Origin of the sequence: Winogradskyella sp. ECml5-4, from assembly GCF_036903175.1 — a bacterium.
GTDB classification, from domain to species: Bacteria; Bacteroidota; Bacteroidia; order Flavobacteriales; family Flavobacteriaceae; genus Winogradskyella; species Winogradskyella damuponensis.
This window is the reverse complement of the sequence record NZ_JAYJLF010000011.1, coordinates 94,391-107,133: the sequence shown is the minus strand read 5'-3', so window position 1 is coordinate 107,133 and position 12,743 is coordinate 94,391. Positions and strand designations below refer to the sequence as shown.

Below are 12,743 nucleotides of genomic sequence, written 5' to 3'. Positions count from 1 at the left end.
TTTAAAAGCAGTTTTTTCTGAGTTTTAGAAATTAGAAAGTTCCGTTTTTAGAGAGTTAAAGTTGTTTCTTATTTAGTTTTATCAGCTTTAAAAACTACATCTTTTTTAACTAATTCATTGACATTTAATGTAGGAAGTAAGAACTTATTAAATGGTGTGTTTTCTGTTTTGCTATGCAGAACTCCTCTAGTTGTTCCAATAGTTAACATTACTAAATGACTAATAAAACCTTTTGGTACTATTAATTCAGTTTTTGATTCATTATAGAAACTGTTCCAAGCTTCGATGTTTATATTGAAATGACAGCCAACTGCAATGAGTAAAAAAGGTGACTTTTCTTGAATTAGACTTGTTGAAAAAACAACTGAAATAATATGGTTATCAAAATTAATCCCAAACTTTAATCCAGCTTTTAATTCTACAATTTCACTTTCTTTATAAGAGGATTCAATAATAGCAAACTGTTCAGTTGTGATTTTTTTTAATGCAAAGCCAACTTTATTTTTTTCTTCTGCCATTATGCAACTAATTTTAGATAACAATCTGGTTCATTCTCATAAGAATATGCTCCGAACAATTCTTCATAATTTGAAAGACTTGATTCTACGTTTACTGATTCATCAGATTTATTGTATTCTTTATATTGCTCAACTTGAACATGAACCGTTGTTTGAAATTCGGGGACCTCAATTAAGTTAATATTTAAAATTTGTTGAATTTTAGTGATAGTTTCTAATTGTAAGTTTTCTGTTCCTTTCAAAACTTTGTTAACGTACTGTGGTGAACAACCTAATGCTTGTGCCAACTCTTTTTGAGTTTTTGGAAAAGTATTAGAAGTTTTATTTGTTTTAATTGCAGACATAACCTTTACAGCTATTGCAAAAGAAATATCAAGCCAAGCTTTATTTTCTTTTCTGTACTTTGCTCTTTCAGCCCAAATATTGTCTTGTTTTGAAGATTCTAGAAGTCTGTTTTTTATGTTTTTAATACTCATTAGTATTTGTTTGGTTGATTTAATTCAATTCAATTCAACGAAATCTAAATTTTCGTCTTCTCCATTTTGTAGATAATTTCGAGTGAATTCTAACTTTTCTAATTCTAATAGTAAATGGGGTTTTTCATTCATTGTTGCTGTAAGTTTTATTGCTCCACCACAAATAACAAATAAGTTAGCTTCAATTCTTATGGCATATATACGTAGCCAACTTCGTCTTTTTACCCCTTTAGCTTTGTCTTTTTCAAAGTTTTCTTCAATAATCCCTTTTGATAAGGGTTCAAATAATGTAGATAATGTTTCAAGTCTTTCAGTTTTTCCGGTTTCAGCTATATAAAGTAATTCTTCTTCAAAAAGACTAGCATCTTCTCGGGTTTTAATAATTGCTTCCTCAATAGTTATGCCATTCCAAAATTCATTGTCTAAGTCTTCTTTGTTTTTTTCGAAAAACTCTCTTAAGTAGATAGGGTCGTTCCATAATTCAAAACATTTAGCAAATTCATGTAAGTCTTCAGTTTCATATTGAACCGAAAGTAAACTATCTTTTACTATTGCAAATGTATTAATTATTTTCATTAAATCAACTTGTGGGTTTATTTTTTTGACAAATTTAACACGATTTCCTGATTATAAGCTAATTGTTTAATTAAAAAGTGTAACAAGATATTAACAATTTTATATTTTTTACTCTCAAGTTATAATTGAAAATCAGCTTATTACTGGTGTTAATTGTTATAGAAGTTATGATTTTGCAATTCATTTTTGAACATAAATACTTTATGACTATTAAAATTTACAAAATCAAAAGCAGAAAATTTATCGATAATAGGTTTAAAACACCAAACCAATCAAAACCCTATTCCCCAGAGCCAAAAACCTTCTCCCACACCACAATAACCTTACGCTTAATTTTAGTAGAGTTTGAGACTACAAAAGCAAAACCCATAGTAGTCAGCAAGGCAATAAAAGCGAGTGCGCCAAGTGCACCTCCATAACCATCAAAGACATGGTTTTTAGTTATGTATATCGCAGTGAATAGACTTCCTGCTATGGCAAGCAAGGTGTAACTTTTTAAGGTTTTAGAAGATACCATGCCTATAAACGAGGTGCCAACAAATACAATAGGTAAATGTTCTGTTAAATAGCTATTGTGTAGGTTAGGGAAGGCATAAAAAAACAAGCCTACAATGAGTGAGAGTAAAGCAGAAGCTTTTACAGCACCAAGACGTAAGTGTTCGCTAACAAAGTAGGTGAGTGTGGCGCCTAAAATTCCGGTGATGATGAGGATAAATGTATTCATGCTATTAATGAATAAATTAGAGTCGCTGTGATGACACCAGCAAATGCCATGGTGCCTAGTTTTCCGCCAACACCGAGAAATAAGTTTTTAGACATCATAAAAAACAAACCTGCCAAAGTGCCTGCAGCAAGAACAAAACCAATAGATGGTGTGGTTGCTACACTAGACATCCCAACAAAAGCACCACAATAGATACTTGCTGGTAGTTGTTGTAAGTAGTTCGATTTTTTATTGAGCGATGGTATAAATGAAGCCAAAGTCCCCACAATACCCATGGCTAAAATACTGCCTAAACCTCCATGGATATTTAAGAGGTAACACAAAACGGCTCCAATAGGCACCCAAATAACGACTGATATTTTTTCGTAGGCGTAATCTTCGTGGTGTAAATCTAAGTAGCGGTATCCAAACACGATGGTGAGTAAGATAACAAGGGCCGCTATAATTATGGCAGCGTTGGTTTCGTAATGCGCGTTTACAATCATGGTTAAAAAGGTAACCTGTGTAAATAAAACAGTAGCGACCATTAAAAATCGAATGGCTTTATGTTTCCTCATTAAGAAATTTTAGTTTTTTGCTTTGGGGCTAAGTTTGATAACTTAGTATTAGAAGATGCAAAGGTCTAAGAAAAATTTTAAGAGGCAAATTGTAGCGTAGAAATTTAGAGTTAAGTTAATAAGACTTAAACTTATCCGTTTTTTAATATTTCAGTAACGGCTTGTTGGTATGCTCTTGGATTATTGGCCTTTTTTATTTTCTTAAAGGTTTTTTGTGGATTAGAAAACGACTGCGCAAAGTATTCCCAAAAACCTTGCATTTTCATTTTTATAGGAGTTGGTCCAGAAAGCGCTGCATCGTATTGCTGATAAATAGTGTCGTGAAATTCTCTAAAAATATCCCATCGGTTTTCTGGATATTCAGTCGTGTCGTTTTTTATCATGCTTGGTAAAAACGGATCAGCAATTAATCCTCTGCCAATCATAAAATGATCGATACTAGGAAAACGGGTTTGCATTTCTTTTAGCTTTGCTACAGAGGTGATATCTCCATTATAATATAATTTGTGCTTGGTGCTTTCTATACATTTTTCAAAAGCATCAAGATTGACACCTCCTTTATAGAGTTGTTTTCCAATACGTGCATGAATGGCAATATTCTTTAGCGGATAAGCATCTAAAATAGGGAAGGTGTCTAAAATTTCTTCCGGATGTTCGTAGCCCATTCGCATTTTCATAGAGACCACAATGTCTGTTTCTTTATGAACACGCTCAAGAATATGATTGATTTTTTCTGGGTCGCAAATCAATCCAGAACCCATACCACGATTCGTTACCATTGGATAGGGACAACCTAAATTCCAGTTCAACTCTTTATAGCCTAATTCCTGAATGTAATCAACCACGAATAAAAACTCATCAGCGCTATTGGTCATAATTTGTGGAATGACTTCGAGGTCAGTATTATTTTCCAGTTGCAAATCTATTTGATAAGAATTTTTGATTATTAATTTCTTATTAAATCGAATATAAGGAGCATAAAACGTGTCAATGCCTCCAAAATAGTGGTTAAAGGCATTCCGAAATCGGAAGTCTGTAAACCCTTGTAGAGGTGAAGATAATAGCGTAAGCGGCATTTCGTTTTGTGTTTTTAGGTTGCGTTTTTATGCGACTGCTAAATAACAAAAAACTAACTTATTATATTGATGAATGTAAGAGGTTCTTTATTTTAAATGTTTATTAAAAAAAGCAATGGTACGTTCCCAAGATAAAGTAGCTGCTGCTTTATCATAACGTGGAGTCGTGTTATTATGAAAACCATGATTCACTTCAGGATAGATATAAGCTGTATATTCAATATCATTGGCTTTTAAGATTTTTTCAAAAGCAGGCCAACCTGCATTAACTCTGGTATCTAATTCGCCATATTGAAGTAGGAGTGGCGCTTTAATCTTTACAGCATCTTCAGCTTCTGGTTGTCGGCCATAATACGGCACTGCAGCGCCTAAGTTAGGTAAACGAACAGCCATCATATTAGAAATCCAACCTCCAAAACAAAAGCCAACGACACCAACATTGCCATCGCAGTTGTCGTGATTTTTAAGGTGATGATAAGCTGCAATAAAATCTTCGAGCATTTCCTGCTGGTTACGTGTTTTTTGCATTGTTCTTCCATCGTCGTCATTGCCGGGATAGCCGCCAAGCGGACTCAAAGCATCTGGCGCCAATGAGATAAAACCTGCTTTTGCGGTGCGTCTGCCTACATCTTCAATATATGGATTTAGACCTCTGTTTTCATGTACCACAATAACTCCAGGTAATTTTGTTTTATTGTCCTTTGGTTGTGATAATAAGCCTTTGATGGTACCACCTCCTTTTGGGGATTCATAAGTTATATAATCTGAATCTAAGCTTGGGTCATCTGGTTGTACCATTAAATTAGTGATATAATCTGGCGACATAAAACTTAATAATGATGATAGTGTAACTCCTCCAACAGCGTATAAAGATAGTTTTTCTACAAACTGTCTTCGGTTGAGTTTGTTATGTGCGTAATCATCGTATAAATCGAAAACGTCTTGTTTAATGTCTTCTTTTTTTAAGTCTTTCATAAGTCGCTGTTTTATATCATGGATAATCAATTGATTAAATTACAAATTTTGAAAACGCAAATCCGTATTTTATAATTATTTAACACGTGTTAAGATAATAGAGTCGTCATCAAATTCAGTGGGTCTTGCTGCATCAAAATTTATATTAAATTTTAAAGTGTCTTCATCTGTAAATTCTGCGATGCCTAACATTTTCTTTGATTCACCAGATTCTATTTTTGTCATAGTAAAATCAACTTCAATTGGATTAGTGTCGTAATTAATGGTGTAAGTCATTTTTCCTTTTTTACCATTCATAAAGAATTCTTTACCACCAATAGTTTGTCCATTAATTTCAAAAGCGGCATAACCTTCATCATCAAAAATAATATAGCCAATCTCATTCTTGTCTTCACCTTTCCATTTGCCAATAAAGTCGTTTGTATTGGTTGTGGTGTTTAATAAAAGTGCAGGGATAATAAATAATGTAAATAGATACTTCATTGGTTTTTGTTTAGAATATTTTATTTAAAAATTGAGTAATACTTTCTTGATTGGCTCTAACTAATTCTTCTCGAGCCGCTTTGATGTCGCTTGGTTTTTTGTCTTGAGAGAGTTTAAATTTACCTTCCCAATTGGTAATCGTAATTTCAAACATTTCAATATAGTTAAGGTTTTTGTCTAAACGCGGATGGTTGGGGTCTAAAACGTATTTATGGTCTGGTGCTTCTAAAAATTCAGTCATTAAAATTAAGGATTGCTTTAGAGCCGCTTTACTTTCTATAGCTTTTACTTTACCTTTTAGATGTACTTTAATATAGTTCCACGTAGGAAGTTGTGCTGTAGAATAAATACTAGGCGAGATATAACATTCTGGTCCTGCAAAAATGAGAGTAACCTCCTTATTGTCCTTTAATAATTTAGCTTGCGGATTGTTTATATCAATATGACCAATGAGTTTGCCTTCTTTATAAATTAAAGGTAAATGTGTAATTACGGGTTGATTGTCTTGTACAGAAATAACCGTTGCTAAAGGATAGGTTTTTATAACGTCAACCATGTGATTGGTGTCATTATCTTGGTGATGTTGTGGAGGATACAATAGGTTTGTGATTTTAAGATTTACGTCTATTGATTATTAAATTACTTCAGCATTTATAGACGCTTAAATTTACAATTTTTTTATCTTTAATGCATGGCAAAGAAGTTAACTTCATTTTCAATTAAAAATTGGTCACAAGACGATCAGCCAAGAGAAAAGCTTAGAGACAGAGGGAAAACGTCTTTGAGTGATGCTGAATTAATAGCCATTTTAATTGGTTCTGGCAACAGAGAAGAAAGTGCTGTAGCATTATGTAAACGTATTTTTGCGAGTGTAGGTAACAACTTAAATGCTTTAGGTAAATTATCTATTGCACAATTAATGGAGTTTAAAGGTATTGGTGAAGCCAAAGCGATAACTATTGCTGCGGCATTAGAATTAGGACGTCGTCGTCGCTTAGAAGACGCACTTCAATTAGATAAAATAACATCGAGTCGTTCGGTTTTTGATGTCATGCAACCTGTTATTGGAGATTTACCGCATGAGGAATTCTGGATCTTATATCTCAATAATTCGAATAAAGTCATTCAGAAAAATCAATTAAGTAAAGGAGGTATTACAGGTACTTTAGTCGATGTTCGCTTGGTACTCAAAAATGCATTAGAAGTTGGAGCTGTAGCCTTAATATTGTGTCATAATCATCCTTCAGGGACTTTAAAACCAAGTCAAGCAGACAAAGCGATAACTCAAAAGTTAAAAGTGGCAGCTCAGAGTTTAGATATTTCGGTTTTAGACCATCTAATCATTACTGAAAATGCTTATTATAGTTTCGCAGATGAAAATAGTCTTTAAGAAATTCTAAAACTTAGAAATCTTAAATCTCATGTTATTTTGAAAAGCTATAGAATTTATTGTTTTTAATTTGGAATTTGCCCTAGCTATAAATTAACTTCCCAAAGCCAAATCAGAAATTTTTAAATAAAAGTCAATTAGGATTACCAATATAATTAGGGCAATTAGAGTTGGAATTTGTTATTTTTAACTTTTGGAATCCGCAATGCCTTATGCTACTCGTTTATACACATAAAATCACACCTCGCGTTACTTATACGTTTAAGCATATATGTAAACGAATTTTAGGTTTAGAAATTGGTTTTACGTCTAAAGTTGAAGATTTTATAGCACACGATAGTCTTAAAATGTCTTACGCAAGACAACCTTTAAGTCATGAGTTGTTTGTAAGAAGCAATAATTTGTTGTTTGAAACAGGGCTGTCAGATATTGATATTAGCGTACAGCAATGGGAAAACACAAAAGGATTTTTCTCTACAGGAGATCGAAGCGATTTACCATTCGATATTTTTGCCGCCTCTTTTTATTTATTAAGTAGATACGAAGAATATTTACCACATGTTAAGGATGATTATGGTCGGTTTTTAGCATCCGAAAGTTTAGCGTCTCAGCATGAGTTTATTAACCAACCTGTTGTAGATATTTGGGCTTATAAGCTTCAAGCTGTTTTGCAAGAGCGGTTTCCAGATTACAAATTTACAACACGTAAATATAACGTTAAGCCAGTGATAGATGTACCCATGGCTTACTACTTTAAACATAAAGGTTTATTGCGAACTATTGGAGGAACTTTAAATGACCTCGGACGTTTTAAATTGAAACAAACGTACACGCGTTATTTAGTTTTAATGGGTTTTAAACGCGATCCTTATGATACTTTTAAGTGGATAATTAGAAAACAAAAAAAATACGATTTTAAATTTATAGTATTGTTTTTAATAGGAGATTATTCAACCTACGATAAAAACATAAGTACGAATAGAAAATCATTTGTATCCTTAATAAAATCGGTTGCAGATTATTGCGATGTTGGAATAAAAGCATCATATTTTTCTTTAAATAATATCAAGACACTTAAAGCGGAAAAGATTAGAATGGAAGGAATTACACATACCGATTTAAAAGCGGTTCGTCATTCGTTTTCTAAACTCAATTTGCCTACGTCTTATCGTAATTTAGTAGAATTAGAAATTAATCAAGATTTTACAATGGGTTATATTGATACCTTAGGTTTTAGAGCAGGTACGTGTACACCATTTCAGTTTTACGATTTAGATTACGAAGTGCAAACGCCGTTGCAAATTAATCCGTATCAGTGTTTAGATTATGCATTGTTAAAATACAATTCAGAGCTCGATAAAACAGAGCATTTACAAAAGTTAATTAACGAAGTTAAAGCCGTGAATGGTACTTTTGTTGCTGTGTTTCATAATTATAGCTTTAGTGATCTTGACCGCTGGAAAGGTTTTAAATCACTATTTAATTTAATATTAGAATCATCAGAATGAAAAACGAAATAAAACATGTGTTTTTCGATTTAGATCATACCCTTTGGGATTTTGATAAAAATTCAGGGTTAACGTTTGAAAAGATATTTAAGCTGAATACTATTGAAGTAAATCTCGATGATTTTTTAAGAGTTTACGAACCTATAAATTTTAAATATTGGAAATTATATAGAGAAGAAAAAGTAACAAAATCAAACTTACGGTATGGGAGATTACGAGAAACTTTTGATAAAATAGGAGTCAAAGTTGAAGACGAAATGATATACCATTTGTCTGAAAGTTATATAGATCATCTTTCAACTTTTAATCATTTGTTTGATGGGACTTTTGAAATTCTAAATTATCTGAAGGATAAATACCAGCTTCATATTATTACTAATGGATTTGAAGAAGCTCAGGATAAAAAAATGACCACTTCAAATATTAAACCGTATTTTAAAACAGTTACAAACTCTGAAATGGTAGGAGTGAAAAAGCCAAACCCTAAAATTTTTAATTTTGCGTTAGATTGGGCAAAGGCTAAACCTCACGAAAGTGTTATGATTGGAGACAGTCTAGAAGCAGATATTGAGGGAGCTCATAATATAGGTATGGATACCATTCATTTTGATTATAAGGATACCCATAATAATCATAAATATAAACGCATAACCAATTTAAAAACGCTTGTTAATCACCTTTAAAAAAAATAATATGTCAAAGAAAATAGTAGTTTTAGTTTTATTTATGCTTGTGAGTTGGTATGGTGTAGCTCAAAAAAGTATAAATGATTACAAGTATATTATTGTACCTCAAAAGTTTGATTTTTTTAATACAGAAGACCAATATCAATTAAATTCTCTAACGAAATTTCTATTTAACAAATATGGTTATGAGGCCTTTTTTGCAGGTGACGTTGATGAATTCCCAGAGGATTTAAAAAAGAATCACTGTTTGGCATTAACCGCTGAAGTAACTAAAGATAAAGGTGGAATATTTAAAACAAAGCTGTTAATTTCGCTAAAAGATTGTTACGGCGTTACCGTTATGACATCTCAAATAGGAGAGTCGCGAGTAAAAGAATATAAAAAAGCATATAACTTAGCTTTGAGAGATGCTTTTGTAACCTTCCAAAATTTTAATTATAAATATGTTCCTAAAGCAGACGTAATGGTTAAGCCTGTAAATGCTGAAACGGGAAGTGTAAATGAAAGTACTATTAAAGTAGCAACACCAGAAAATAAAATTGTTGAAACAACTAAAACTGAAGAAGTAGAAAGTGTTAAAACAGAAGTGGTTTCTACAACACATGATTTTTCAGATTTACATTATGCCCAAGAAATTAAAAACGGTTTTCAATTGGTAAATTCAGAACCAAAAATTGTTATGATTTTACTGAGCACTGCAGCAGAAAATGTATTTATTGTTAAAGGGAAGAGTGCCATTGTTTTTAAAGAAGACGGATTTTGGTACTATTCTGAAAACAATGGAGAACTAGGTGATAAAACAGCAATGAACATTAAGTTCTAAACCACTAATAACCATATTTATCTTTCCAAAGCATTTTTAAATAATTTCGCTGTGCTTGTTCACGAGCATTATTTCCTGGATTATATAGTTTTGTATTGGCAATTTCTTGTGGTAAAAATTCTTGAGCTGCAAAGTTGTTTTCGTAACTGTGCGAATATTTATATTGATCTCCATAACCCAATTCTTTCATTAGTTTGGTAGGAGCGTTTCTCATTGCTATTGGAACCGATAAATCACCAGTGTCTTTTACTAATTGTTGGGCTTTGTTTATAGCTTCGTATGCTGCATTGCTTTTTGCCGAACTGGCTAAATAAGTGACACACTGGCTTAATATAATTCGAGATTCTGGATTGCCAATTACAGAAACCGCCTGAAAGGTATTATTTGCAATAACTAAAGCCGTTGGATTGGCATTTCCAATGTCCTCACTAGCGAGAATTAAGAGTCGTCTTGCAATAAACTTTACATCTTCGCCTCCTTCAATCATTCGTGCCAAATAATACACAGCAGCATTTGGGTCGCTTCCGCGAATGGACTTTATAAATGCCGAAACAATATCATAATGCTGCTCTCCTGTTTTGTCGTATCGAGCAGATTTGTTTTGGATTTGTTTCATCACTAAATCATTAGTGATAATAATGTCTTCACCTTCAAATGAAGCAACTAATAGTTCAAAAATATTTAGCAGTTTTCTAGCATCACCACCAGACAATCGAAGTAGTGCTTCTGTCTCTTTTAATTCAATATTTAATTTAGAAAGTTTAGAGTCTTCAGTCATTGCGCGTTGAAGTAAATCTTCTAAATCTGTTTTGCTAAATGCATTTAAAATGTAAACTTGGCATCTAGAAAGTAATGCAGAGATAACTTCAAAACTTGGATTTTCGGTGGTTGCTCCTATTAAGGTAATCCAACCTCTTTCTACAGCTTCTAAAAGTGAATCTTGTTGCGATTTACTAAAACGATGAATCTCATCAATAAACAAAATAGGGTTTTTTGTGGTAAACATACCACCACTTTTTTTTGCTTTATCAATAACTTCTCTGATGTCTTTTACCCCAGAATTGATGGCACTTAATTTAAAAAACGGACGTTCAGATTCATTGGCAATAATATTAGCAAGTGTCGTTTTTCCAATACCTGGAGGCCCCCAAAGTATAAGTGAAGGAATTACACCGTTTTTAATTTGCTGATAAAGCACACCGTCTTTGCCAACTAGATGTTGTTGACTTAAATAATCGTTTAGTGTTTTTGGCCTAAGGCGTTCTGCTAATGGAATATTCATAATTCAAAATTACAAAATGCTTTTGTGATGTATTAATTTAATTTCATCTTAAAATACCTTTTTCTGCCAATTTTGCAGACTATCCTATTTTGGCTACAAAATTGAAAGAGATTTATAACATGAGCAAACATCAACATTTTAAATATTCTAATAGTATTATTGTCTACCCTTTGATGATTTTGTTCAGTATTTGGCTGGTGTTTTGGTATCAAGTAAGAATAGATAGTGGTATAAAAGCTCTTGGAATAAGACCTCAAAAGATTGACGGACTTATAGGAATTGTAACAAGTCCATTTCTACACGGAGACATTAATCATATTTATAACAATTCTATTCCTCTTTTTGTACTCAGTGTAGCCCTGTTTTATTTCTACAATAAAATAGCATGGAAAGTACTAGGCTTTGGCATTTTATTATCAGGACTTTTAACATGGGTTATTGCTAATAATGGAAATCATATTGGAGCAAGTGGTTTAGTTTATGTGTTGGTTAGTTTTATGTTTTTTAAAGGGATTTTTGCCAAACATTATAGATTAATTGCTCTGTCTCTAGTCGTTATTTTTCTTTACGGAAGCATGATTTGGTATGTGTTTCCTATTAAAAGTGGTATGTCTTGGGAAGGGCATTTAAGTGGATTAATTACAGGCTTGGTGTTTGCATTAGTTTTTAGAAAACAAGTTGCAAAACCAGACCGTTATAAATGGGAAGAACCAGATTATAATGAAGAGGATGATCCGTTTATGAAACACTTTGATGAAAATGGAAACTTTATTGAGCTTCAACCTGAAGAAGATATAGAAGTTGAATCTGAAATTGAGGATAATCAAAAGCCCTCAAATAATCACAATAGAATCAGTATCAAATATACATTCAAAAAAAATGAAGATTAACGGCGTTGTCTAACGGCTTCATATAAAAAAGCACCACAAGCCACAGAAACATTTAAAGATTCTATTTCGCCTAGTATAGGAAGTTTTGCTTGGTCGTCTACAACTTTTAAAACAGATGGATTAATTCCTCGGCCTTCAGACCCCATAATTATAGCACATGGTTCTTTAAAAGAGACATCATATAAATAATTGTCTGCTTTTTCAGTAGCAGCAATAACTTTTATTCCTGAAGACTGCATATGGAAAACGGCATCTTTAATATGGTCTACTTTACAAATAGGCATTTTAAAAATAGCTCCAGCACTTGTTTTTATAGTATCTCCATTAATAGGTGCTCCTCCTTTTTTCTGAATAATAATACCATTGACTCCTGTACATTCTGCAGTACGAACAATGGCACCAAAATTTCTTACATCACTTAATTGGTCTAATAATAAGAATAAAGGTGTTTTTCCAGATTCAATAACACTCATTACTAAGTCGTCAATATCATGAAAAGCAATTGGAGATATTTGTGCTACGGCTCCTTGATGATTACCTCGAGTTAGACGATTTAATTTTTCAATAGGAACGTAAGAAGAATTAATGCCTTCAGTACGAATAGCAAGTTCTAATTCTTGGAACAATTCACCATGAAGTCCTTTCTGCATAAAAACCTTATCTATGGTTTCACCAGATTTTATGGCTTCAATAATCGCTCTAATTCCAAAGATTGTAGTTTCGTTCTTCATGCTGCAAAGGTATAAAAAAAACCATCCGGAAATTGAGATGGTTTGTCA

Annotated in this window: 16 protein-coding genes; 5 read left to right on the top strand and 11 right to left on the bottom strand. The window is 32.6% G+C overall.

The genetic code is table 11. The features are described 5' to 3' along the window. Nucleotides 1-68: 68 nt before the first annotated feature. The 9 genes from VDP25_RS13105 to VDP25_RS13065 form a co-directional block, all read right to left on the bottom strand. Nucleotides 69-518: a hypothetical protein gene (locus tag VDP25_RS13105; protein ID WP_179348420.1), complete on the bottom strand. Its 450-nt coding sequence runs from the start codon at nucleotides 516-518 to the stop codon at nucleotides 69-71. Beyond that, entirely contained in the window at nucleotides 518-994 is a 477-nt protein-coding gene (locus VDP25_RS13100) for a helix-turn-helix domain-containing protein (RefSeq protein WP_334470493.1), read from the bottom strand. Before VDP25_RS13100 ends, VDP25_RS13105 begins: the two co-directional genes overlap by 1 nt. 24 nt (nucleotides 995-1,018) lie before the next feature. After that, a complete protein-coding gene (locus VDP25_RS13095; protein WP_179348423.1) occupies nucleotides 1,019-1,570 on the bottom strand; it encodes a hypothetical protein in 552 nt (183 codons plus the stop codon). 280 nt (nucleotides 1,571-1,850) lie between these two features. Next, nucleotides 1,851-2,294 (bottom strand): hypothetical protein, encoded by a 444-nt coding sequence (locus VDP25_RS13090; RefSeq protein WP_334470488.1) that lies wholly within the window; start codon nucleotides 2,292-2,294, stop codon nucleotides 1,851-1,853. Next, entirely contained in the window at nucleotides 2,291-2,851 is a 561-nt protein-coding gene (locus tag VDP25_RS13085) for a hypothetical protein (protein ID WP_334470486.1), read from the bottom strand. The genes VDP25_RS13090 and VDP25_RS13085 overlap by 4 nt, the downstream gene beginning before the upstream one ends. A 131-nt stretch (nucleotides 2,852-2,982) precedes the next feature. Next, nucleotides 2,983-3,927 (bottom strand): tRNA dihydrouridine synthase, encoded by a 945-nt coding sequence (locus tag VDP25_RS13080; RefSeq protein ID WP_334470485.1) that lies wholly within the window; start codon nucleotides 3,925-3,927, stop codon nucleotides 2,983-2,985. Between the two features lie 87 nt (nucleotides 3,928-4,014). Then, entirely contained in the window at nucleotides 4,015-4,902 is an 888-nt protein-coding gene (locus tag VDP25_RS13075; RefSeq protein WP_334470483.1) for a dienelactone hydrolase family protein, read from the bottom strand. Nucleotides 4,903-4,977: 75 nt separating this feature from the next. Beyond that, nucleotides 4,978-5,385: a hypothetical protein gene (locus tag VDP25_RS13070; protein WP_334470481.1), complete on the bottom strand. Its 408-nt coding sequence runs from the start codon at nucleotides 5,383-5,385 to the stop codon at nucleotides 4,978-4,980. Nucleotides 5,386-5,395: 10 nt separating this feature from the next. Beyond that, a complete protein-coding gene (locus VDP25_RS13065; protein WP_334470479.1) occupies nucleotides 5,396-5,983 on the bottom strand; it encodes an FMN-binding negative transcriptional regulator in 588 nt (195 codons plus the stop codon). A gap of 93 nt (nucleotides 5,984-6,076) precedes the next feature. Between VDP25_RS13065 and radC the strand changes: the two genes are divergently transcribed. The 4 genes from radC (at nucleotide 6,077) to VDP25_RS13045 (ending at nucleotide 9,792) form a co-directional block, all read left to right on the top strand. Further along, entirely contained in the window at nucleotides 6,077-6,775 is a 699-nt protein-coding gene (gene radC, locus VDP25_RS13060; RefSeq protein ID WP_215927657.1) for a RadC family protein, read from the top strand. A gap of 170 nt (nucleotides 6,776-6,945) precedes the next feature. After that, nucleotides 6,946-8,283 carry a polysaccharide deacetylase family protein gene (locus VDP25_RS13055; protein ID WP_334470476.1) on the top strand — a complete coding sequence of 446 codons (1,338 nt, stop codon included), beginning with the start codon at nucleotides 6,946-6,948 and terminating at the stop codon, nucleotides 8,281-8,283. Then, the gene (locus tag VDP25_RS13050) at nucleotides 8,280-8,966 is read left to right on the top strand and encodes a YjjG family noncanonical pyrimidine nucleotidase (RefSeq protein WP_334470474.1); all 687 of its coding nucleotides are present in this window, start codon (nucleotides 8,280-8,282) and stop codon (nucleotides 8,964-8,966) included. The genes VDP25_RS13055 and VDP25_RS13050 overlap by 4 nt, the downstream gene beginning before the upstream one ends. A gap of 10 nt (nucleotides 8,967-8,976) precedes the next feature. Next, on the top strand, nucleotides 8,977-9,792 hold the full coding sequence (locus tag VDP25_RS13045; protein WP_334470472.1) for a hypothetical protein: 816 nt from the start codon (nucleotides 8,977-8,979) through the stop codon (nucleotides 9,790-9,792). Nucleotides 9,793-9,796: 4 nt separating this feature from the next. Here the strand turns inward: VDP25_RS13045 and VDP25_RS13040 are convergent, their stop codons facing one another. Further along, nucleotides 9,797-11,074, bottom strand: coding sequence for a replication-associated recombination protein A (locus VDP25_RS13040; RefSeq protein ID WP_215927661.1), 1,278 nt, complete (start codon nucleotides 11,072-11,074; stop codon nucleotides 9,797-9,799). Nucleotides 11,075-11,193: 119 nt separating this feature from the next. On the opposite strand from VDP25_RS13040, the gene VDP25_RS13035 reads away from it, so the two are divergent. Next, nucleotides 11,194-11,964, top strand: coding sequence for a rhomboid family intramembrane serine protease (locus tag VDP25_RS13035; RefSeq protein WP_215927662.1), 771 nt, complete (start codon nucleotides 11,194-11,196; stop codon nucleotides 11,962-11,964). On the opposite strand, the gene rlmB is transcribed toward VDP25_RS13035, so the two are convergent. Beyond that, nucleotides 11,961-12,695, bottom strand: a complete 735-nt coding sequence (rlmB, locus tag VDP25_RS13030) for a 23S rRNA (guanosine(2251)-2'-O)-methyltransferase RlmB (RefSeq protein WP_334470468.1) — start codon at nucleotides 12,693-12,695, stop codon at nucleotides 11,961-11,963. The genes VDP25_RS13035 and rlmB overlap by 4 nt on opposite strands. Between the last annotated feature and the right edge of the window lie 48 nt (nucleotides 12,696-12,743).

Bases quoted from the DNA above. Each gene is read 5' to 3' on its own strand.
- VDP25_RS13105 (WP_179348420.1), bottom strand. From the start codon at position 518: ATGGCAGAAGAAAAAAATAAAGTTGGCTTTGCATTAAAAAAAATCACA.
- VDP25_RS13100 (WP_334470493.1), bottom strand. From the start codon at position 994: ATGAGTATTAAAAACATAAAAAACAGACTTCTAGAATCTTCAAAACAA.
- VDP25_RS13095 (WP_179348423.1), bottom strand. From the start codon at position 1,570: ATGAAAATAATTAATACATTTGCAATAGTAAAAGATAGTTTACTTTCG.
- VDP25_RS13090 (WP_334470488.1), bottom strand. From the start codon at position 2,294: ATGAATACATTTATCCTCATCATCACCGGAATTTTAGGCGCCACACTC.
- VDP25_RS13085 (WP_334470486.1), bottom strand. From the start codon at position 2,851: ATGAGGAAACATAAAGCCATTCGATTTTTAATGGTCGCTACTGTTTTA.
- VDP25_RS13080 (WP_334470485.1), bottom strand. From the start codon at position 3,927: ATGCCGCTTACGCTATTATCTTCACCTCTACAAGGGTTTACAGACTTC.
- VDP25_RS13075 (WP_334470483.1), bottom strand. From the start codon at position 4,902: ATGAAAGACTTAAAAAAAGAAGACATTAAACAAGACGTTTTCGATTTA.
- VDP25_RS13070 (WP_334470481.1), bottom strand. From the start codon at position 5,385: ATGAAGTATCTATTTACATTATTTATTATCCCTGCACTTTTATTAAAC.
- radC (WP_215927657.1), top strand. From the start codon at position 6,077: ATGGCAAAGAAGTTAACTTCATTTTCAATTAAAAATTGGTCACAAGAC.
- VDP25_RS13050 (WP_334470474.1), top strand. From the start codon at position 8,280: ATGAAAAACGAAATAAAACATGTGTTTTTCGATTTAGATCATACCCTT.
- VDP25_RS13045 (WP_334470472.1), top strand. From the start codon at position 8,977: ATGTCAAAGAAAATAGTAGTTTTAGTTTTATTTATGCTTGTGAGTTGG.
- VDP25_RS13040 (WP_215927661.1), bottom strand. From the start codon at position 11,074: ATGAATATTCCATTAGCAGAACGCCTTAGGCCAAAAACACTAAACGAT.
- VDP25_RS13035 (WP_215927662.1), top strand. From the start codon at position 11,194: ATGAGCAAACATCAACATTTTAAATATTCTAATAGTATTATTGTCTAC.
- rlmB (WP_334470468.1), bottom strand. From the start codon at position 12,695: ATGAAGAACGAAACTACAATCTTTGGAATTAGAGCGATTATTGAAGCC.